Genomic DNA, 19,017 nt, shown 5'->3' on the forward strand with positions numbered 1-19,017 from the left:
ATCAGCCGTAGGCCAGGGGGCGGCCCACGGCTGATCCGGGGTCTCAGTCCTGCGGGATCACCGTGTCGAAGCGCTCCGGACGCGGAACGTCCGGGTCCGGGCCACTGCGGACACCGGCGTCGAGGGCGTCGATCGCGGCCAGGTCCTGCGGGGTGAGCTCGAAGTCGAAGACGTCGAAGTTCTCGGCGATCCGGCCCGGGTTCACCGACTTCGGGATGGCCGAGCGGCCCTGCTGGAGGTGCCAGCGCAGCATCACCTGGGCCGGGGACTTCCCGTACTGCCTGGCCAGGGCGCCGATCGTCCCGTCCTGCATGACGTTCTTGCGTTCCTCACCCCAGCCCGGGTAGAACGTGATGCCGCCGATCGGTGACCAGGCCTGGGTGACGATGCCGTGCTCGGCGTCGACCCGCTGGAGTTCGGGCTGCGCGAAGTACGGGTGCAGCTCGACCTGGTTGACCGCCGGGACGATCTGCGTGGCGGCGAACAGGTCCTTCAGGTGCTGCGGGGTGAAGTTGCTGACCCCGATCGAGCGCACCCGGCCGTCCGCGAGCAGCTGCTCCAGCGCCTGGTAGGCGCCGATCGTCTTCTCGAACCGGTCGGTCGCCGGCTGGTGCAGGATCAGCAGGTCGATCTGCTCCAGACCGAGCTTGCGCGAGGCCTTGGCGAAGGCGTTCAGAGTCTGCTCGCGGCCGTAGTCGCTGACCCAGATCTTGGTCTCGACGAAGATCTCCGACCGGTCCACGCCGGAGGCGTGGATCCCCTCGCCGACCTGGCGCTCGTTGCCGTACATGGCGGCCGTGTCGATGTGCCGGTAACCGGTCTCGAGCGCGGAGCGGACGGCCGCCGCGGTCTCTTCCGGCGAACTCTGGAAGACGCCGAGCCCGAGGGCCGGCATCAGAACCCCGTTGTTGAGGGTGAGCGTGATGTCCATGGCTGCCACGCTAGATCTTTACCGGCGGGTCTGACTGGCTCTGGCTTTACCTGTCAGAGCAGGAATTCAGTCGACCTCGACGCGCTCGCGGCGCCGGTGCTTCATCGCGTAGAGCGCCTCGTCGGCCCGGGCGCTGAGGTGCTCGGCGGACTCACCCGGCCGTCGCTCGGCGGATCCCACGCTGAATCCCACCCCTTCCGGATACGACCAGGCGGCCGAGAGCCGGTCCAGGATCGCTCGCGCGACCTCGTCACCGCCGTGCGTCAGGACGGCGAACTCGTCGCCCCCGATCCGGCAGGCCAGGTCGCTGTCCCGCACGGAGGCCGTCAGCGACGAGGCGAAGGCCTGCAGCACCCGGTCCCCGGCCGAGTGGCCCTGGGTGTCGTTGACCCCCTTGAAACGATCCAGGTCGAACAGCAGGAGAAGGGCGTCGTCCTCCAGGTTCGCCATCGCCTGCTCGAAGGCCCGCCGGTTCGAGACCCCGGTGAGCGGGTCCGTGGTCGCGGCCCGGTCGAGCTCCTCGACGTGCCGCACCCGCATCAGCACCGGCCCGGCCTGGAGCGAGAGCAGTTCCATCACCTGGCCGTCGAAGGGATCCAGGTCGTCCACCGGTCTCGTCCAGAAGACCACCATCACCCCGGCCAACTGGTCGACCACCTCAATCGGGAGAAAGAGGGCCGACGCCCAGCCCGTCTCGTTCCCGGTCGTCGGGAGGCTCACGGGAGAGTTGCGGGCATCGGGGACGAACAGGGGACGCCGGTCCCGGGCGACCGCTCCGATGCCCGACTCGGGTGGGTGGTCACCGGACCGCACCGCGGCCACCTCCGAACCGAGCCCGGCGCCGCCCCGGGCGCTCAGCGAGGTGTCCCGCGCGCTCGGCGGGCCGAACCGGTCGGCCACCAGGGTCACGACTCCGTCGGCGCCGAGCAGGTCCAGCGCCAGCTCGCTGACCAGGCGGGCGGCCTCCGGTTCGGAATGGGCCGAGAGCAGCGGACGCACCCCGGCGTGCAGGTGCTCCAGTTTCACCCGCTGCCGGTGCTGGGCCGACATCGCGGCCGCGATCAGCTCACCGATCAGGGCGGCGAACAGGATCGTCCCGGTGATCTCGACCAGGCTGTCGCGTTGCCGACCGAACCCGGCCACCGCCGCCAGCAGGGCCAGACTCACTCCGGCCACCTGCGCGGTCTGTCCCGGCCTCAGTACCAGCCCGGCGTAGCCCAGGGCCAGGAGGTAGATCGCCTGGTAGTGGCCGAGCATGTTCGACGAGCCGGAGCCGAGCGTGGTGAAGAAGGCGCTCGGCAGAACCGGCCAGATCAGCACCGAGTCGGGAACCCGCTGCCAGGGCAGCACCATCAGGGCGAGGGCCACGACGGCGACCGCGATCGCCACGACCGTCTGCGACACCGGCGGATCGGGTGTCTGCCAGACGATCAGCGCCCCGTAGACGGCACCGCCCAGATAGAGGCAGGCTCCGATCCGCCCCTTGCGCTGCCGCTGCGAGTCGGCATCCAGTCCCGCGGCGAACCAGTGACTGACGATCCCGAGGACGCCCGTCGTGGCGCGTCGGCTGGCTGGGCGGTCCTGGCTCACCCGGTGCCTGTCGGCCCGGCCGCTGAACATTCAAGGACCCAGCCGAGGTCAGGCAACCATGTGGTGCCGCCCGATCGGCAGCATCAGCGGCCCGCCCGAGGTCGGGTCGATGATGACCTTCGAGTCCAGCCCGAACACCGCGCGCACCGTGTCCTCGGTCAGGACCTCACAGGGGCGGCCGGCGGCGTGGACCTTTCCACCGGCGATGGCGACCAGGTGGTCGCAGTAGCGGGCGGCCAGGTTCAGGTCGTGCAGCACCATCACCACCGTCGTGCCGCGGGAGCGGTTGAGGTCGGTGAGCAGGTCGAGGACCTCCACCTGGTGCTGCACGTCGAGGAAGGTCGTGGGCTCGTCGAGGAGGAGAAGGTCGGTCTCCTGGGCCAGGGCCATGGCGATCCAGACCCGCTGACGCTGACCGCCGGAGAGCTCGTCCACGGCCCGGTCGGCCAGCTCCACGGTGTGCGTCGCCTCCAGCGCCGCGGCGACGGCGGTGTCGTCGGCCACCGACCACCGGGAGAACACCCCCTGATGCGGATGCCGTCCGCGTCCGACCAGGTCGGAGACCGTGATGCCCTCGGGAGCCAGCGGCGACTGGGGGAGCAGGCCCAGGGTGCGGGCGAGTTCCTTGGCCGGGAGCTTGTGCACCTCCTTGCCGTCGAGCAGCACCTGCCCGGCCCGGGGCGAGAGCAGACGCGACATGGAGCGCAGCAGGGTGGACTTGCCGCACGCGTTGGCCCCGACGATGGCGGTCACCCGGCCGGGCGCCACGGCCAGTTCCAGACCCTCGATGACCGTGCGGTCCTTGTAGCCGAGGCTGAGATTCTCGGCGGTGAGCTGGTGTTCGGTGGTCACAGAGATCCTCCGGCGCGGTTCGCGCGGACAATGAGGTAGATCAGGTAGGGGGCGCCGAGCACACCGGTGACGACGCCGACCGGGAACCGGGTGCCGAAGGCGTACTGCCCGGCGAAGTCGGCCAGCAGCACCAGCAGGGCCCCGACCAGGGCCGAGGGCAACAGCAGGGAATGGCCGGGCCCGGCCAGGCGGGCGGCGATCGGGCCGGCCAGGAACGCCAGGAAGGCGATCGGGCCGGTGGCCGAGGTGGCGAAGGCGATCAGGCCGACGGCGCACACGACGACCAGCAGGCGGGTGCGGTCGACCCGGACCCCCAGCGCGGAGGCGGTGTCGTCACCGAGCTGGAGCACGGTCAGGTCGCGAGAGCCCAGGAACAGCACCGGTACCAGCACGATCATCGTGATCAGCACGGTGACGGTCTCCTCCCAGCGCACCCCGTTCAGGCTGCCGGTGAGCCAGCGCAGCGCCTCCTGCAGGTCCCACTGCCCGGCGGTCGAGAGCACGTACGAGACGATCGAATTCATCATCGCCGCGATCCCGATGCCGATGAGGATCAGGCGGATGCCCGACACCCCGTCCTGGTAAGCGAGCAGATACACCATCAGCGCCACACCCAGGCCGGCCGTGATGGCGAAGACCGAGACCGCGGAGCCGGAGAGCCCCAGCGTGATGATCGCGACCGCCGCGGCAGCACTCGCCCCGGTGCTGATGCCGATGATGTCCGGGCTGGCCAGGGGATTACGCAGCATGGTCTGGAAGGTGACGCCGCCCAGGCCGAACGACGCGCCCGCCAGTACGGCCAGGCAGGTGCGCGGCAGCCGCAACCGGCCCACGGTGAACGTGGCGCCCTGCACGTCCTGCCCGAGGATCACCTTCAGGACGTCCCCGGGTGGGTAGAAGGTTCGTCCCACCATCAGCGAGACCGCGACCATGGCCCCGATCAGGACGACAAGGATCCCGATGACGATGCGGCGGCGACGATTTCGGCGCGTACGGCCCCGGGTGACGGCCGCCACGGTGGCGGGGGAGGCCTGTCGCAGGTCCGCAGGAGTGCTCACAGTGCTCGGACCTTCTGCCGGCGGACGATGTAGATGAAGAACGGTGCCCCGACGAACGCCGTGATGATGCCGACGTCGATCTCGCCGGGGCGGGCCACGATCCGGCCGATCACGTCCGCGGCCAGGAGCAGGCCGGCCCCGGTGAGGGCCGAGAAGGGCAGCAGCCAGCGATGATCCGGTCCGACGAGCAGACGGCACCCATGAGGGACGACGAGCCCGACGAATCCGATCGGCCCGCAGATCGCGGTGGTCGCCCCACAGAGCATCACGGCCCCCAGGGAGGCGAGCCCCCGCGCGATCGCGACCCGCTCACCCAGACCGGCCGCGACGTCGTCCCCCAGTGCGAGGGAGTTGAGGCTGCGGGCGGACAGCAGGCAGACGGCCAGGCCGGCTCCCAGGAAGGGGAGCACCTGCCAGATCCGCTCGAAGGTCGCGCCGCCTACCCCACCGATCTGCCACGACTGCACGTTCTCGGCGATGTCGTTGCGGGGCAGGATCACTGCGGTGACGAAGGAGACCAGGGCCGCCGAGGTCGCGGCCCCGGCCAGGGCCAGCTTCAGCGGAGTGGGGCCGCCTCGTCCCAGAGATCCGATGGCGTAGACGAAGACGGCAGAGATCGCGGCCCCGGCGATGGCCGCCCAGATGTAGCTGTTCGGGTTGCTGAGGCCGAAGTAGGCCAGGCCGACCACGACCGCCAGGGAGGCGCCCATGTTGATGCCGAGGATTCCGGGATCGGCCAGCGGGTTCCGGGTCACTCCCTGGAAGACGGCCCCCGACACGGCCAGTGCGGCCCCGGCGAGCAGGGCCAGGACCGTACGGGGGATCCGGACCCGGATGACCGCCTGATCGAGCGTGTCGTCGGCGCCGCCCAGCGCGTCCAGAATTGTGGGCACCGGCACGAACCGGGTGCCGACCGCGATGGACGCCACGATCAGCACGGCGATGAGCCCGAGGCAGACCAGGAACCAGAGCAGGCGCACGCGCCTCGGGCGCCGCACGACGGCGGCGCCCGAGGGTGTTACGGATTCGACTGTGCTCACTGAGCCGCGTCGACCTTGTCGGCGGCGTCGGCGAGCATCTTCACGTAGTCGCCGAGCACGTAGCTGATGGCCAGCGGCGTCGGGTTGGCGGCGGTTCCGACCTCGCTGGTGCCGTCCAGCGCGACGATGGCGCCGTTCGCGACGGCCGGCATCTTCGACAGGATCGGGTCGTCCTTCAGGGACTTCAGCAGCTTGTCGTCGCCGTAGGTCACGATGATCTCGACATCGTCGAACGTGTCGACGGTCTCGGCGCTGACCTCCTGTGAGAACTCCTCGGTCGCGGCGGAGGCCTTGGCGATGCTGTCCGGTGTGCCCATGCCCAGGTCGGAGAAGAACTGCGCGCGGGTGTCCTTGTCGGTGTAGAAGCTGACCTTGCTCAGGTCGGACGTGTCCACGTGCGTCAGGAACATCGTCTTCTTGCCCTTGAGCTGCGGGTACTTCGCGGCCTCGTCGGTCATCTGCTTCTCGATCGAGGCGATCAGCTCGTCACCGGCCGAAGACTGGCCCAGCGCCTGGCTGCTCAGCTTGATCATGTCGCGCCAGCTGGTCTCCCACGGCCCGTTCGGGTAGGGGATGGTCGGCGCGATGTCGGAGAGGGTCTTGTAGTCCTCTTCCGTCAGGCCGGAGTAGGTGGCCAGGATGATGTCGGGCTGCGTGTCGGCCACGGCCTCGAAGTCGATGCCGTCGGTCTCGTCGAACAGCACCGGCGCCTCACCGCCCAGCTCGTCGACCTTTTCCTTGGCCCAGGGCAGGTAGCCGTCGCCGTCCGCGTCACCGAAGTTGGCCTTGGCCAGGCCCACCGGAACGATGCCCAGGGCCAGCGGAACCTCGTGATTGGCCCACTGGACCGTGGCCACGCGCTCGGGCTTCTTCTCGATGACCGTCTCGCCCAGAGCGTGCTTGACGGTGATCGGGAACGCGGCATCGGATGCGGCGGAGCCGGTGCTTTCGGCCTCGGAGTCCGAGGAACCGCCACCACAGGCGGCGAGCACCAGCGCGGCGGCGGTGGCGACCGCCCCGGTCAGCAGGCGACGACGTGAGAACACGAGCAACTTCCTTTCGCGGACCCCTCCCTGGGTCGGAAGGAGGGCGCGTGGTGAGGGGACACAGGGTGCGTGGATCACGGAGACCGCGATCCACAGGCGTTGTTTAGGTTAGCCTAACCAAATCCCCAGATAGCTCATGACCGGTGCGGAACGTGATCGTTCTGTAGTACTTTCGTTATGGTTCGTCGAGGCTGGTGTGTGCCGCCTCACAGGCGTTATATAGAGGGATGAATGCTGCCGAGCTGAGCATCTGGGACGGGTCGGCGACGATGGAGCACTTCGCCGACGTGCGCGGTGCCTTTCACGTGGCCTATCCGAGACGCTCGGTCGCAGACTTCCGCGACGCCCTCACCGTGCAGGCCGCGTCCGCCGGGTTCATGGCCGTCGCCGCCTATGAGGGACGCGCGCTGGTGGGGTGCGTCTACGGGTTGCCCCTGTCGTCGGGTGGGCCGTGGTGGGCCGGTCTGGATCCCCACCAGAGCGACGATTTCGTGTTCGAAGACGGCTTGAGGACGTTTGCGCTGCTCGAGTTCTGCGGTCCCCCCGGCGGGGACACGGCTCTGGGGGGCCGGCTGGTGCGGGCCCTGCTGTCCCGTCGCCGGGAGAAGCGCGCGACCACGAAATCCCCGGCGGTGACCGGGGTCAACTCGCTGCCCTGGGGTCGGTGCGGGTCCGTGCCGGGCAGCTACGGCGACGTCCCGGTTTCGGTTCTGGGGCTTCCGATCTGAGGCGTGGGGCCGTTCTCGGCGCAGGGCGGGTGTCGCGGTGGGAACGGCCCGGGTGATGACGGACTTCTCGCGGACGAGGAATTCGTGGACCACGGGCGCGATCTCGTTCTTCCAGCGGTCGCTCTCGTAGGCGGCGGCGTAGAGCGCGACACGATGGGCCTCGTCGTCGAAGCGCCGGATCCACACGTAGCCGTCGGGGTCCTCCGCGTCCACGAACGAGGCGGTGACCGACATGCCGCGAGACTCCATGAACGGGATGACCACGGTCTCCAGGTACGGCACCCACTCGTCACGTCGTCCGGAAACAGTCTGGTAGCGGCGAATTTCGTAGAACATGAGGAACTCCGAGGTGGTGGCGAGGCCTGACCCGACCAGGATGCGCCGACCGGCGCCCAGGTCTCCAGTGGCCGGAAAGCCAACCGTCACAAAAACCGGCCATCCGCGCCCTACTGTCGCGTCGTCCTCAATCCCTGGTCGATGAACCGCACCACCCAGGTGAAACTGTCGTCGACGTCGATGCCGATCCGGAAACCACCGGTCGCCTCCAGACTCGCGAAGCCGTGCAGGGTGCTGCGCAGCAACCGCAGCACGTGGATCTCCTGGTCGGGGTCGAGCCGGTACCCGCGCAGCATGGCGCTCCAGGAGGCGAACAGCCGGTCGACGGCGGCCCGGAGCGGGTCGTCGGGCCCGCCCGGCCGGGCCGCGTTGCCGGCCGTGTACCGGCCGGGGTGTTCCAGCGCGTACGTGCGCATGGCGTCCGCGCCGGCGACCAGGGCGTCGCGACCGGCTCGTCCCCGGGTGGCCTCGCCGATCGCGTCGGCGATCTCGGTCATCGCGAGAATCCCGATCCGGTGCGAGAGATCGGCCTGGCCGGCGACGTGCTTGTAGAGCGAGGGCGCCTTGACCCCGAGGCGTTCGGCGAGCAGGCCCATACTGAGCCGGTCGAAGCCGATCTCGTCGGCCAGCGCGGCCCCGGCCGCGGTGACCGAACCCGCGTCGAGCCCGGCTCTAGGCAAGGGAGAGGTTCCTGGCCAGGAAGGGCAGAGCCAGGGCGACGACCTCGTCGGGGTTCTGCGCGTGCGGATAGTGGCCGGCGCCCTCGATGACGGCCAGTTCGCCGAGACCGGCGGGCAGGTCGGCGATGATCTTCTCGCCCTCGGCGCGCGGGTCGGCCCAGTCGGGGTCGAGGCTGCCCTGGACGACCAGCACCGGGCAGGTGACGTTGGGCAGCTGCTCACCCGCGTCCGCGGGGCTGGCCTTGCACATGGCCTGGAGGGCCTTCATCCGGCCGGGCTCGCCCATCTTCGTCTCGATGCGCGCCATTTCGCTGTCCCAGTCGGCGGGCTTGGTCGGGTAGGCCAGGGTCAGGTACTTCTTCCAGGCCGGCAGGCTGCCGAGCACCAGCGTCAGGCCCAGCTGGGTGGTGCCCGCCCGGTAGCGCTTCGACCGGAACAGCGTACCCAGGGAGACCGACTGCTTGCGGGTGAACGGGGCCAGCTCGATGGTGCCGGCGATCAGGTCGGGTGCGGTGGCGGCGGCGATGGTGGCCGCGCCGCCACTGATCGACTGGCCGATGATCACGGCCGGCCCGCCCAGGTGCCGCACCACGGCGACCAGGTCGCCGGCGATGTCGGTGCGGCTGTAGCCGTCCCAGTCCAGGCCGGAGTCGCCGCAGCCGCGGATGTCGACGTTGGCGACCCGGTATCCGGCCGCCACCAGGGCCGGGATCATGAAGCGGTAGGAGTGCCGGCTGTCTCCCATGCCGTGCGCCAGGACGACGAGGGGGCCCTCGCCGGTGACGTCGTAGGCGATGGTGTTGCCGGCGATGTTCAGGTACTCGGTCATGACGTCCTCCGTGGCTTTGGCTAATTCCGTTAGCTAAAAGCTAGAGGCATTAGCTTCTGATGTCAACGGGGGCTCTCCTGGGAGATTGGTGATCACAGAGCGACCTGCCATGATTCAGCGGCTGCTGGGGAACGGACGCCCCAGGCCCTGGAGGATGTGAACGTGAAGCGGTCGCTGCTGGTTCGGTCGGTCGTCACCATGTCGGTGGCCGGGCTCCTGCTGACCGGGTGCGCGAGAGAGAGCGAGACCCCGACCGCCGCGGCGTCGTCCTCTCCCGCGGTCGTGACACCCACCGCCCCGGTGTCGGTCTGGAACGTGGACGAGGACAAGGACGCCACCTGGACCCGGCAGCTGAAGGAGATCAAGCAGATGCTGCAGCGGGTGCACGGCGCCAAGTCCACCAAGGCCGCCGAGGTCCGCACCGAGCAGATGATCGACCTGGAGAAGGTGCTGACCGAGATGGCCGCGGCCGGTGGCCCCGAAGGCGTCGGGCACGTGGCCTGTGAGGTCATGCCGATCCAGCTGCTGTCGTACGAGGACAGCGACTCCGCCGACATGGTGAGCATGCAGATCGGCGCCTACTGGAGCGCCGCCGTCGCGGCCGCGGCGAACGAGCCCGGCGCGAGCTTCAAGGACGTCGAGCTCGACGCGCGCATGGAAGAGGAGTGCGAGGACGTCCACGACGACGTGCTGAAGACCATGGGCCTGCGCACCCTGAACAAGATGTACCGCCTGCCCCAGGTGTCGCCGACGTCCTGAACGCGCTGCGTGACGGAGCAACCCGTCCGGAGTATCAGAACCGCTACGGCCTGTCCGATGGACCAGTCAGGCCCGGAGCGGTTCTGGGACAATCTGGAAGGAAACTCTTCATGCGTCGTGCCCTCATTGGCGTCGGTGTCGTTGCCACCCTCGTGGTCGGTGGTGCCACATCGGCCGATGCGGCGGTCAAGAACACGTCGTGCGTCACCAACGCCGAGTTCGGCAAGGTGAAGGTCGGCATGTCGAAGGCCCAGGTGGCGAAGGTCATCGGCGGCAACGGCACCCGGACCAGCTACGAGACCAACGCGCAGGGCTACGGCGAGGAGGTCCGCACCTACAAGGCGTGCAACCTCCCGACGGCGACCGTGCAGGTGGTCTTCGGTTCCAAGCAGGACCTGCCGGCGCCGAGCATCGGGTGGGCCGCCGGCAAGGTGTGGGTCGAGGGCTGGAAGTAGATCTTGTAACAACGGACGAGGTTGGGCACCCGGTGGGCACCGTCAGGGCTCCCGGGTGCCCCCCGTTTGCGGGCCGTGCGGATACGGCACCGCTACTTCACCGTGTTCGCCAGCCAGGTCAGGGTGGCGTCGGCGATCTCGCTCCAGCCGCCGTCCAGGGCCAGGGAGTGCCCGCGGCCGGGGAACTGCTGCAGCTCGGTGACGGCCGAGGAGCCGGCGTAGAGCTTGAACGCGGCCCGGGTGACGACGTCGGGCACGGTGTGATCGTCCTGGCCCGAGATGAACAGCAGCGGGCCCCGGCTGGGGTTGGCGGTGTTCACGGCCGCGGGGGAGTGCCGGCTGAAGTTGGCGGCCGCGGCCTCGAAGAGCGGGCGGCCGGGGGAGGGGATGGTCCAGCGGTCGTAGAGCTCGTCCGACTCGGCTGCCCGCCGCCCTTTTCCCCGAGATCGCCCACCGCCTCTACGGCGGCCCTGCCGAAGGAGGTCTGTCGCTGGGGCTGCTCTACGCCGCGTACCCCACCGGCGTCCTCCTGGCCGGGCTGCTGTCGGGAACCTTCACCCATGCCCGCCGGCACGGCGCCTGGATGGCCTCGGCCGCGATCGTCTGGGGCCTGACCGTGGTGCTGTTCGGCCTGGCCCCACACCTGGCCCCGGCCCTGATCGCCCTCACCCTCGGCGGCGCGGTGAACGTCGTCCTGAGCACCTTCCGCAACGTGATCACTCAGGCCCACACCGACGACGCCCTCCGCGGCCGGACCCAGGGATCACTGACGATCGTGCTGATCGGCGGCCCCCAGATGAGCAGCGTCCTGCACGCGCTCGCGGGATCGGCGATCGGTGCGCGCGGGGCCGTCTGTCTGGGCGGACTGCTCACCATAGCCACCGTCACCGCGATCGTGCGCGCTGTTCCGTACCTGTGGCACTACCGGGCTTGACTCTGCACGTCGAAACCGCCGGATCACAGCGTGACTCACCCGTCAAAGACACGACCCTGGCCGCCACGGTAGACATCGACCCCGACGCCGCCCCGGTGAAGGCACCGGGCGGCGCCACCATGATCGACGTGAAGGCCGTCCTGAACACCGTCTCGGCCGACACGTTCGCCGCTCTGGGCGCCGGGCTCCGACCATCTGAAAACCCGGCTGCGGGGCCGGAACCGTCTGATTCCGGCCCCGTTCCTCATCGCTGCTGGTCCACCGACCGCAGAAGAATCTCATTGACCGCGACCTGAGCCGGCTGAGTCACCGCGAAAACGACGGCGGCCGAGACATCCTCGGGTGCCAGCGGCCGCAGGGCCGCCGCGAACTGCTCCACCGCCTCACGGGTCGGGGAATGCGTGATGTGAGATGCCAGTTCCGTCGTCGTCGCCCCCGGCTCGATCACCACGACACGTACGCCCCGGGTGGTCACTTCCTGACGCAGCGATTCCGAGAACGCGTTCACCGCGGACTTGCTGGCGTTGTAGACACCGGTGAGCGGTCCCGCGAGACGACCGTCGACCGAGGACATCTGCACGATCGTGCCCCGGGAGTTCAGCAGGTGCGGCAACGCCGTGTGCGTCATGTACATCAACCCGAGAACATCGGTGTTGATCATCCGTCGCCAGTCGTCGGTGTCGGCATCCTCAATGGGGCCCAGCAGCATCACTCCGGCGTTGTTCACCAGGAGGTCGAGTGAGCCCCAACGGTGGACGCACCGGTCGACGGCCGCACGGCAGGTCGCCTCATCAGTGACGTCCAGTTCAACGACCATGGCGGTGCCACCGTCGGCCCCGATCTCGGCGACCAGCTGTTCGAGCCGATCACGACGACGCGCGGCCACGGCGACCTTCGCGCCGCGTGCGGCCAGGGCCCGGGCGACAGACGCTCCGATCCCGGAGGAGGCGCCGGTGACGAGGGCTACCTTGCCGAGCAGTTCGGTATTCATGACCGGCAGCATGCGGTAGACGAGCATCCGGGCCACAGAACCCGCTGGGAGGGGACCCGACAGGGCCCCCTTGGCCTTTCCTCTCTGGCCTACGCTCCTGGCATGGGTGAGAGCAATCATCTGGGCGAGTTCCTGCGTGCCCGCCGCGAACTGGTGTCCCCGGAAGAGGCCGGGCTCAGCATCCGGACCCAGGGCCGGCGGGTGCCCGGCCTGCGGCGCGAGGAAGTGGCGGCTCTGACGGGCATCAGCGTGGAATACCTGACCCGTCTGGAGCGGGGGAAGGACAGCGCGCCCTCACGCCAGGTGCTGGATGCCCTGGCGGCGACGTTGCGTCTGGAGGACGAGGCCGTCCGCCACCTGCACTCCCTGGTCTGGCCGGTCGCCGTGCAGCCTCCGGCAGTGAGTGCCGGCCAGCCGGTTCCGGCCCTGGCCCGTGCTCTGGCGCGCTTCGACGGGGAGATCGCCTACATCCTGGGCCCGTACTTCGATGTGATCGCGTGCAGCGAAGTGGCCGAGGCCTTTCTGGGCCGGGCCGGCCACGGCAACCAGCTGGAATACGTCTTCCTGGACCGTGAGGCCCCTTTCACCTACCCGGACTGGGAAGCCGTGGCACTCGAAGCCGTGGCCGCCCTGCGCAGTATGGCGCGCGGCCGGGAGGACGATCAGAGACTGCATTCCCTGCTCGGACGTCTCTCGGCTGGCAGCGACGCCTTCCGCCAGCTCTGGGCCCGCCACGACGTCCACGGCCATTCTTCCGGCTCCAAGCGCATTTCCAGCCACCGCTTCGGCACCATCACCGTACTGTGGGACGCCTTCATGACCGCCTACCCCACCGCCCAGACCCTCGTCCTCTATACCGCCGACCCGTCCACCGACACCGAGACCGTCCTCCAGACGGTCCGCAGATCAGTGAGCGTGTAACGAGACTGTTCCTATGGCAATTGCTTACCAGTGGCGGGCTGATTTCACCAACGAGGCTCTCAACGCACTGCACGCAGAAGCTTTTGGCCCAGGAGAGGACGCTGCCGACTGGTACGCGCAGGTGCACCGGCACAGTCTCGGCTGGGTCTGTGCCCACGACGACCGTCGGCTCGTCGGGTTCGTCAACGTGGCCTGGGACGGTGGTGCTCACGCCTTCCTCGTCGACACCACGGTCGCTCGCGATCGACGTCAGAGCGGTGTCGGAGCGGAACTCGTGGCCACCGCCGTTCGTGAAGCCCGGGCCGCGAACTGCGCCTGGATCCACGTCGACTTCGAAAAACGTCTGAGTCCGTTCTACTTCGAGGCATGTGGCTTCTCGCCCACGGCTGCCGGGCTTATCTCGTTGCACTGATGCAGGGGAATCGTCGCCGTCGGCGTGCAGTTCGACGACGGCCCCGCCCTGTGGATCCTGCTCAATCCGGCTTCCGGGTCGCCAGTGCCGAGGAGATGAACCAGCCGGTGAAGGAACAGCGTCTCCGTCAGCTGGACGGATACCGGCAGTAGGTGGTCTACGACAAGACCGAGAACCTCGGTGGCGTCTTCTTCAACTGGTACGACTGACGTTCGCGCCCGCCTTGGATAGGGTTGTGCGATGAGCCTGTCCGAATTCGTGGGAACCTGGTCGGGTACCAACGGTTTCCGGTTGATGCCGGCCGATCCGCTGGTGAAGTTCCCGGCGACGGCCTCCGTGACCACCGCCGCGGGCGGCCACCTGACCCTGCTGGCCTACGCGTGGCAGCACCCCGACGACGGCCCGCAAGATGGCCTGATCCTCATCGAGTCCACCGGTGAAGGAGATGCGCTGGCGGTCACCTGGGGCGACTCATGGCACCAGAAGCCCGACACCATGTCCTTGTCCGGGCTCCTGACCGCCGACGGCCTGATCAGCTTCGAGGGTAGTTATGCCGGTGACTGGGGGTGGCGGATCCACCTCGGAGTCGGTGACGAGCCCCGCGAACTGCTGATCAGGATGGAGAACGTCATCCCGGCCGAGCACGCGTCCGCTGACATGCCGGCAGGCCCCTATCCGGTGATGATCCTGGATCTCGCAGCCGGATAGCTGGAGATGCTCAGTGACGTCCGGCCCATACCGGCGGCACCCGATCCGACCACGGGCTGGCCTGCTCCAGCTGACCGGCCAGACGGAAGAGCATGCCCTCCTGCCCGTACCCCGCCGCGAACTGCATGCCGACCGGCAAACCAGTTGCTTCGTCCATCATGAGTGGCACCGACATGGCGGGTGTGCCCGACACGTTGAACGGAACGGTGAAGGGGGAACGCTCGAGCACGCGGTTGATCCAGCCGTGCCCGTCCAGCGCCTCCGCGCCCTCGGCGTACGTGCCCAGGGGGAGGGGTGGCTCCGGCAGCGTCGGTGTCAGCAAGACGTCGTAGCTGGTGAAGTACCGTCCGAGGCTTCGCGCGACCTGGTTACGCATGGCCAGAGCAGCGACGAACTGGGGCCCGCTGACCCGCCGGCCGTAGTGGTAACCGGCCAGGGTCACCGCTTCGAGGGTCGAGTCGTCGATGGGCCGGCCGAAAGCAGCCGCCAGTTCATCGATCGAGGTCGTGAGGTTCGCCGTCCACAGATGGGCGTTGGCCAGTACGAACTGCTCCCAGCTGACACCGAGATCCATGCTGACCTCGTCCACCTGGTGACCTAGGCCCTCGAGCAGACGCACTGTGCGGCTGAGCGATTCGGCAACCGGCGCGGTGGTGCGGCGCCCACCCCAGGCCTGGGCCAGAACACCGATCCGCAGTGCGCCCGGCGCGCGGGTAACCTCTTCCAGGTACGGACGAGGGGGTCCGGGGGCGATGTAGGGGTCGCCGGGTTCGGGGCCGGCAGCTTGGTCGAGCAGGGCCGCGCTGTCGCGCACGGTGCGACTGAGACTGCCCTGTACGCCGAGGCCGTTGAAGACCTCGTCGAAGCCGGGTCCTGCGGAGATTCGTCCGCGTGAGGGCTTCATGCCGAAGAGACCGTTGTACGAGGCGGGCACGCGCAGGGAACCGGCGGCGTCGGTGGCGTGCGCGATCGGGACGATTCCGGCCGCTACGGCCGCACCCGAACCTCCACTGGAGCCGCCCGCGCTGCGTTCGAGGTCCCACGGATTCCGCGTCGCCCCGTAGAGCACCGGCTCCGTCGTGATGCTGTAGGCCATCTCCGGTGTCGCCGTACGTCCGAACGTGACCAGCCCGGCTCGGCGGAAACGTTGCATGAGTGCGGAATCGGCGCCCGGCGTGAGCCCGGCCGCGAGCCGGCTGCCCAGCTCCATCCGTCTCCCGGCCATGGTGACGCCAATGTCCTTGATCAGGAACGGCACCCCGGCCAGGGGCGAGCTGCCAGGACGGGGCTTGTCGTCGGTCGGCCAGGTCTCAACGACCGCATTGATCTGTGGATTGACGGCCTGTGCCGCTTCACGGGCGGTCTGCTCCAGTTCGGCGGGGGTGACCTCACCTTTGGCCACCAGTTCCGCCAGGCCGATGGCATCCGAGCCCACGTATTCAGCTGGTCTCACAGTCGCTCCTCCTATTAAGGACGATACGGTCAGGTCCCAAATGATACCTATCGGTATCGTCCGGGGCTGGGTGGTACCGTAACAGGAGCTTGAGGGGGCGACAAGAGACCGGAGATGCGCGGACGTCATGGCAGAAACCGTCAGAAGGCCCAGTCGGGTAGCGAAACTGCCACCCCGGGAACGCATCCTCGACGCGGCGGAAGAGCTCTTCCAGAGCGAGGGGATCATGCGGGTCAGCGTCCAGGCGATCGCCGACCGGGCCTCCACCACGAAGATGGCCGTCTATCGGCACTTCGAGACCAAGGACGAGCTGGTCGCGGAGTGGCTGCGCATCCTGGCCGCTGACTACCAGGCAGCGTTCGACCGCGTAGCGACCGACCATCCAGGTCGTCCAAAAGCACAGATCTTCGGCCTGGCCCAGTTCATCGCCGCCGGGCTGCCGGGAATCTCCTACCGTGGCTGCCCCTTCATCAACTCCCTGGCCGAACTGCCCGACCGCAGCCACCCGGCGCGGCAGGTGATCGAGAAGCACAAGGCCCTCCAGGCCGGCCGGATGCTGGCGCTGTGCACCGAGGCCGGCCTGCCCGATCCGGAGCAGGTCACGGCCGAGATCACCTTCCTGCTGGAGGGGGCTCAGGTGAGCATGCAGAACGGAAGTATCGATCAGGTGGCGGACCGGCTCATGCGGATCATCGGGGCTCTGCTCGAACGCTGAAGGCAGGCCGTCAGACGAGTTGAAGAAGTTCCCGGGCGGCGTCTTTCGGCACTATGTAAGGAACTGAGGCGTCGACGCTGAGGCAGAGCTCGCCGGCCAGGGTCAGGAACACGACGTCGTCCTGGAGCAGGTCGTTATGGGGGTGGACGAGCCAGCGCTGCAGTTGCTGCCGATCGATGACCGCGATGTTCCGGTTGCCGATGTAGAAGATCACCATGTCGCGCCGGACGTTGACGTCGACGGTCGCAACAGAGACTCCGAGGCCGTTGCCCAGGTCTATTTCCAGCCACCCGATCCAGGGCGCGTCAAATGACATCGCTGCGTGCCTACTTCCCCGTGTGCTGAGCCGGGTCCCTCGCCTGGGAAGGAGGGGTTCGCATGGCGAGAGACCCGGCGATCATGAGAGGGACCCTGGTGGCCTGGAGGTGCGGGCTCCGGGCCACCAGGAGGGTGCCGGGCACTGCCCCAAACCCCCGTCTTCGAGCGTGCTCCCCGATGACTGCACCCGGCGGATCGGGCCCCTCGGCTTGCTTCCGGGTGATCCGCCGCGACCAAGATTGGCAAAAACCCGAACGGTGCGCAAGATGCTATTTGGGCTCACTGAAGTCTTGAAAGTTTGGTGGGTTAAGCCTTTTAAATGGACGCGGCAAAGTCTTCCATTTCCGGTGGAAGGTTCGCTCCAGAACAGTGATCCGGACACGTTCACCGCGTGACATCGCTGCTCGAAATGCGAGCATTCGGAGGTCGGGTGATCATGGGCCGGTGATCGACGTGGAGGTTCTTCTTGCTGCTCAGCAGCGGCAAAACGGCTTGTACGCTGTCGTTTCGCCGCAGCTGTCGGTGGCTTCGGGTGTCGACCGGGCCGGATCTCGGCTCACCCAGCGCGGTCACGGTGGATCGACGTGAAGCAGCTCGTCTATCCGGTCCCGGAGCCGCGGTCCACCATGTCACGTCGCTACACAGTCGCCTTGTTCCTGGCGGGTCTGACGGTGTACGTGGCTCTCATGGTCCTGATCGGGATCTACCTGAGCTGGTCGCCTTTCCTCACTACCTTGTACTTGAGTGCCTACTTCGGCTATCGGCGGTACCGCCTCAAGACGACTGTGACGGCCGAGGTCATTGCCGTCCGTAACCTGGTGAGCTCGTGGACTCTGCCGGTGGCCCAGGCCGATGAACTCATGGACCGGAACCTGGGGGGAGATCCGGTCTACGTCCTCAGTAGAAGCGGGCGCAGGCGATGGCTGCCCCAGGTGAAGCCGGCCGACCTGAGCGACATCAGCGAGCTGACCGGTCTGCCGATCCGGTGGAGGGCCGGAGCGGTCGAATCCTAGATTTGGCAAAATCCCAAACGGTGTGCAATCTTGTACTCATGCTCGCGGGCATGCCAAAAGTTTGCGGGGGATGGTCTTTTAGGTGAACTGGCCGATGCCTTCTGCTTCAGGTGTGAGGCCTGCTCCGGACCGAGGGGGGATGAGGTGCAGACCGAGATCACGGGGTCGACCGTTCCGCGACGCCAGCTCGGCAGATACATGCGCGATCTGCGAGGGCAGGCTCGCATGACGGTTCGGGCCGTGGCCAAGGAACTGGAATGGTCGGAAGGCAAGATCTGGCGCATCGAGACAGGGAAGTCGTCGCTGCGCAGTCATGATGCCGAGCTGATGTGCCGGGTCTACGGAGCCAACGTCGAGATGACCGGTGTGCTCACGGCTCTTGCCAAAGAGACGAAGTCGCGTGGATGGTGGCATAGCTACGGGGATGTCATTCCCGAATACTTTGATGTGTACATCGGACTTGAGGAGTCTGCGTCCGAATTTCGCTGGTACGAGGAAAATCTCGTGCCTGGTCTTTTGCAAACGAGGCCGTATGCTCAAGCCATCATCGAGTCCGATAATCCAGAGGTGGGACCCACCGAGATTGCTCGACGCGTCGGTGTGCGCACTGGCCGGGGAGCACTGTTAACGCGTGCGACCGCGCCCCCGCGCTTCCAAGCGGTCATTGGAGAAGCCGTGCTGCGCTCGCCGGTTGGTGGAGCTGAAACGATGCACGGACAGGTTGAGCACCTGCTGAAACTCGCGCAGTTGGAGCATGTTCAAGTTCGCGTCATGCCATTTGACGCTGGTTTGCATACCGGACTGCATTCTGGATCGTTCATTACGCTTGGATTTCCGAAGACTTTAGATGGACACGACAGTGAACCAACGACTGTATATATTGAATCGCTTACGGGGGCGTTGTATCTCGATAGACCAGCTGAACTTTCGCGGTATAACGCTGTCTGGGAGGGGCTTTGGGGATCATGCCTGGACGACTTGGCATCGGCAGAACTGATGAGACAAGCTGCGAGGAGGTTTCGGGATGAGTGAAATATTTGAAGATGCTGCATGGCGGAAGAGCAGCAGGAGCAACGGTCAGGGCGCATGCGTTGAGGTCGCTTTTCTTTCTGACGGTAGGATCGCGATGCGTGAGAGCGACGAGCCTGGGTCCGTTGTTTTCACGAGCGCTATGAAGTGGGACGCCTTCTTGGCAGGTGTGCGGAACAACGAGTTTGATCGACCAAGCAGCTGACGTGTTGTTGGAGG

22 protein-coding genes and 2 pseudogenes are annotated in these 19,017 nt (G+C 67.6%); 11 read left to right on the forward strand and 13 right to left on the reverse strand.

Annotated elements, in window-relative coordinates; translation table 11 throughout:
* Positions 1 to 43: 43 nt before the first annotated feature.
* The 6 genes from LR393_RS02570 to LR393_RS02595 form a co-directional block, all read right to left on the reverse strand.
* Positions 44 to 931 carry an aldo/keto reductase gene (locus LR393_RS02570; protein ID WP_231481330.1) on the reverse strand — a complete coding sequence of 296 codons (888 nt, stop codon included), beginning with the start codon at positions 929 to 931 and terminating at the stop codon, positions 44 to 46.
* A gap of 66 nt (positions 932 to 997) precedes the next feature.
* On the reverse strand, positions 998 to 2,521 hold the full coding sequence (locus LR393_RS36125; protein WP_231481331.1) for a GGDEF domain-containing protein: 1,524 nt from the start codon (positions 2,519 to 2,521) through the stop codon (positions 998 to 1,000).
* Positions 2,522 to 2,569: 48 nt separating this feature from the next.
* Positions 2,570 to 3,373 carry an ABC transporter ATP-binding protein gene (locus LR393_RS02580; RefSeq protein ID WP_231481332.1) on the reverse strand — a complete coding sequence of 268 codons (804 nt, stop codon included), beginning with the start codon at positions 3,371 to 3,373 and terminating at the stop codon, positions 2,570 to 2,572.
* Positions 3,370 to 4,431: a FecCD family ABC transporter permease gene (locus LR393_RS02585; protein WP_231481333.1), complete on the reverse strand. Its 1,062-nt coding sequence runs from the start codon at positions 4,429 to 4,431 to the stop codon at positions 3,370 to 3,372. Before LR393_RS02585 ends, LR393_RS02580 begins: the two co-directional genes overlap by 4 nt.
* The gene (locus tag LR393_RS02590; RefSeq protein ID WP_231481334.1) at positions 4,428 to 5,471 is read right to left on the reverse strand and encodes a FecCD family ABC transporter permease; all 1,044 of its coding nucleotides are present in this window, start codon (positions 5,469 to 5,471) and stop codon (positions 4,428 to 4,430) included. Before LR393_RS02590 ends, LR393_RS02585 begins: the two co-directional genes overlap by 4 nt.
* On the reverse strand, positions 5,468 to 6,517 hold the full coding sequence (locus LR393_RS02595) for an iron-siderophore ABC transporter substrate-binding protein (protein ID WP_231481335.1): 1,050 nt from the start codon (positions 6,515 to 6,517) through the stop codon (positions 5,468 to 5,470). The genes LR393_RS02590 and LR393_RS02595 overlap by 4 nt, the downstream gene beginning before the upstream one ends.
* Positions 6,518 to 6,744: 227 nt before the next feature.
* Between LR393_RS02595 and LR393_RS02600 the strand changes: the two genes are divergently transcribed.
* Complete coding sequence (locus tag LR393_RS02600; RefSeq protein ID WP_231481336.1) at positions 6,745 to 7,245, forward strand: hypothetical protein; 501 nt, start codon at positions 6,745 to 6,747, stop codon at positions 7,243 to 7,245.
* Positions 7,246 to 7,293: 48 nt separating this feature from the next.
* Here LR393_RS02600 and LR393_RS36885 read toward each other — a convergent pair.
* From LR393_RS36885 to LR393_RS02610, 3 genes and pseudogenes are all read right to left on the reverse strand, one after another.
* Positions 7,294 to 7,581 (reverse strand): annotated as a pseudogene (locus tag LR393_RS36885) (NIPSNAP family protein); the annotation flags it as partial.
* 110 nt (positions 7,582 to 7,691) lie between these two features.
* The gene (locus LR393_RS02605; RefSeq protein WP_231481337.1) at positions 7,692 to 8,261 is read right to left on the reverse strand and encodes a TetR/AcrR family transcriptional regulator; all 570 of its coding nucleotides are present in this window, start codon (positions 8,259 to 8,261) and stop codon (positions 7,692 to 7,694) included.
* The gene (locus LR393_RS02610; RefSeq protein WP_231481338.1) at positions 8,254 to 9,090 is read right to left on the reverse strand and encodes an alpha/beta fold hydrolase; all 837 of its coding nucleotides are present in this window, start codon (positions 9,088 to 9,090) and stop codon (positions 8,254 to 8,256) included. Before LR393_RS02610 ends, LR393_RS02605 begins: the two co-directional genes overlap by 8 nt.
* 162 nt (positions 9,091 to 9,252) lie before the next feature.
* Between LR393_RS02610 and LR393_RS02615 the strand changes: the two genes are divergently transcribed.
* Both LR393_RS02615 and LR393_RS02620 read left to right on the forward strand, forming a co-directional pair.
* Positions 9,253 to 9,849, forward strand: coding sequence for a hypothetical protein (locus tag LR393_RS02615; RefSeq protein ID WP_231481339.1), 597 nt, complete (start codon positions 9,253 to 9,255; stop codon positions 9,847 to 9,849).
* A gap of 110 nt (positions 9,850 to 9,959) precedes the next feature.
* Positions 9,960 to 10,304 (forward strand): hypothetical protein, encoded by a 345-nt coding sequence (locus LR393_RS02620; protein ID WP_231481340.1) that lies wholly within the window; start codon positions 9,960 to 9,962, stop codon positions 10,302 to 10,304.
* Between the two features lie 92 nt (positions 10,305 to 10,396).
* On the opposite strand, the pseudogene LR393_RS02625 reads toward LR393_RS02620, so the two are convergent.
* Positions 10,397 to 10,723: pseudogene (locus LR393_RS02625) on the reverse strand (alpha/beta hydrolase); the annotation flags it as partial.
* A gap of 164 nt (positions 10,724 to 10,887) precedes the next feature.
* Between LR393_RS02625 and LR393_RS02630 the strand changes: the two are divergent.
* On the forward strand, positions 10,888 to 11,238 hold the full coding sequence (locus LR393_RS02630) for an MFS transporter (protein ID WP_331282895.1): 351 nt from the start codon (positions 10,888 to 10,890) through the stop codon (positions 11,236 to 11,238).
* Between the two features lie 244 nt (positions 11,239 to 11,482).
* Here the strand turns inward: LR393_RS02630 and LR393_RS02635 are convergent, their stop codons facing one another.
* A complete protein-coding gene (locus LR393_RS02635) occupies positions 11,483 to 12,229 on the reverse strand; it encodes an SDR family NAD(P)-dependent oxidoreductase (RefSeq protein ID WP_231481342.1) in 747 nt (248 codons plus the stop codon).
* A gap of 102 nt (positions 12,230 to 12,331) precedes the next feature.
* Between LR393_RS02635 and LR393_RS02640 the strand changes: the two genes are divergently transcribed.
* The 3 genes from LR393_RS02640 to LR393_RS02650 all read left to right on the forward strand — a co-directional run bounded on the left by LR393_RS02640 (position 12,332) and on the right by LR393_RS02650 (position 14,270).
* Complete coding sequence (locus tag LR393_RS02640; protein ID WP_231481343.1) at positions 12,332 to 13,150, forward strand: helix-turn-helix transcriptional regulator; 819 nt, start codon at positions 12,332 to 12,334, stop codon at positions 13,148 to 13,150.
* 13 nt (positions 13,151 to 13,163) lie between these two features.
* Positions 13,164 to 13,562, forward strand: coding sequence for a GNAT family N-acetyltransferase (locus tag LR393_RS02645; RefSeq protein WP_231481344.1), 399 nt, complete (start codon positions 13,164 to 13,166; stop codon positions 13,560 to 13,562).
* 240 nt (positions 13,563 to 13,802) lie between these two features.
* Complete coding sequence (locus tag LR393_RS02650) at positions 13,803 to 14,270, forward strand: hypothetical protein (RefSeq protein ID WP_231481345.1); 468 nt, start codon at positions 13,803 to 13,805, stop codon at positions 14,268 to 14,270.
* Between the two features lie 10 nt (positions 14,271 to 14,280).
* Here LR393_RS02650 and LR393_RS02655 read toward each other — a convergent pair whose 3' ends face one another.
* Positions 14,281 to 15,723 carry an amidase gene (locus LR393_RS02655; protein ID WP_231481346.1) on the reverse strand — a complete coding sequence of 481 codons (1,443 nt, stop codon included), beginning with the start codon at positions 15,721 to 15,723 and terminating at the stop codon, positions 14,281 to 14,283.
* 127 nt (positions 15,724 to 15,850) lie between these two features.
* On the opposite strand from LR393_RS02655, the gene LR393_RS02660 reads away from it, so the two are divergent.
* The gene (locus LR393_RS02660; RefSeq protein ID WP_231481347.1) at positions 15,851 to 16,438 is read left to right on the forward strand and encodes a TetR/AcrR family transcriptional regulator; all 588 of its coding nucleotides are present in this window, start codon (positions 15,851 to 15,853) and stop codon (positions 16,436 to 16,438) included.
* A 10-nt stretch (positions 16,439 to 16,448) separates the two neighbouring features.
* Here the strand turns inward: LR393_RS02660 and LR393_RS02665 are convergent, their stop codons facing one another.
* Positions 16,449 to 16,754, reverse strand: a complete 306-nt coding sequence (locus LR393_RS02665; RefSeq protein WP_231481348.1) for a hypothetical protein — start codon at positions 16,752 to 16,754, stop codon at positions 16,449 to 16,451.
* Positions 16,755 to 17,340: 586 nt separating this feature from the next.
* Between LR393_RS02665 and LR393_RS02670 the strand changes: the two genes are divergently transcribed.
* From LR393_RS02670 to LR393_RS36130, 3 genes are all read left to right on the forward strand, one after another.
* The gene (locus tag LR393_RS02670; protein ID WP_231481349.1) at positions 17,341 to 17,769 is read left to right on the forward strand and encodes a hypothetical protein; all 429 of its coding nucleotides are present in this window, start codon (positions 17,341 to 17,343) and stop codon (positions 17,767 to 17,769) included.
* A 144-nt stretch (positions 17,770 to 17,913) separates the two neighbouring features.
* The gene (locus tag LR393_RS02675; RefSeq protein ID WP_331282896.1) at positions 17,914 to 18,801 is read left to right on the forward strand and encodes a helix-turn-helix domain-containing protein; all 888 of its coding nucleotides are present in this window, start codon (positions 17,914 to 17,916) and stop codon (positions 18,799 to 18,801) included.
* Entirely contained in the window at positions 18,794 to 19,003 is a 210-nt protein-coding gene (locus LR393_RS36130) for a DUF397 domain-containing protein (protein ID WP_331282897.1), read from the forward strand. The genes LR393_RS02675 and LR393_RS36130 overlap by 8 nt, the downstream gene beginning before the upstream one ends.
* Positions 19,004 to 19,017 lie beyond the last annotated feature (14 nt).

Source organism: Kineosporia mesophila, from assembly GCF_021129235.1.
Classification (GTDB): Bacteria; Actinomycetota; Actinomycetes; order Actinomycetales; family Kineosporiaceae; genus Kineosporia; species Kineosporia mesophila.

What these genes read in the sequence shown, in the direction of transcription:
- LR393_RS02570 (WP_231481330.1), bottom strand. Translation starts at nt 931, where the DNA reads ATGGACATCACGCTCACCCTCAACAACGGGGTTCTGATGCCGGCCCTC.
- LR393_RS02600 (WP_231481336.1), top strand. Translation starts at nt 6,745, where the DNA reads ATGAATGCTGCCGAGCTGAGCATCTGGGACGGGTCGGCGACGATGGAG.
- LR393_RS02610 (WP_231481338.1), bottom strand. Translation starts at nt 9,090, where the DNA reads ATGACCGAGTACCTGAACATCGCCGGCAACACCATCGCCTACGACGTC.
- LR393_RS02620 (WP_231481340.1), top strand. Translation starts at nt 9,960, where the DNA reads ATGCGTCGTGCCCTCATTGGCGTCGGTGTCGTTGCCACCCTCGTGGTC.
- LR393_RS02630 (WP_331282895.1), top strand. Translation starts at nt 10,888, where the DNA reads ATGGCCTCGGCCGCGATCGTCTGGGGCCTGACCGTGGTGCTGTTCGGC.
- LR393_RS02635 (WP_231481342.1), bottom strand. Translation starts at nt 12,229, where the DNA reads ATGAATACCGAACTGCTCGGCAAGGTAGCCCTCGTCACCGGCGCCTCC.
- LR393_RS02640 (WP_231481343.1), top strand. Translation starts at nt 12,332, where the DNA reads ATGGGTGAGAGCAATCATCTGGGCGAGTTCCTGCGTGCCCGCCGCGAA.
- LR393_RS02645 (WP_231481344.1), top strand. Translation starts at nt 13,164, where the DNA reads ATGGCAATTGCTTACCAGTGGCGGGCTGATTTCACCAACGAGGCTCTC.
- LR393_RS02650 (WP_231481345.1), top strand. Translation starts at nt 13,803, where the DNA reads ATGAGCCTGTCCGAATTCGTGGGAACCTGGTCGGGTACCAACGGTTTC.
- LR393_RS02660 (WP_231481347.1), top strand. Translation starts at nt 15,851, where the DNA reads ATGGCAGAAACCGTCAGAAGGCCCAGTCGGGTAGCGAAACTGCCACCC.
- LR393_RS02665 (WP_231481348.1), bottom strand. Translation starts at nt 16,754, where the DNA reads ATGTCATTTGACGCGCCCTGGATCGGGTGGCTGGAAATAGACCTGGGC.
- LR393_RS36130 (WP_331282897.1), top strand. Translation starts at nt 18,794, where the DNA reads ATGAGTGAAATATTTGAAGATGCTGCATGGCGGAAGAGCAGCAGGAGC.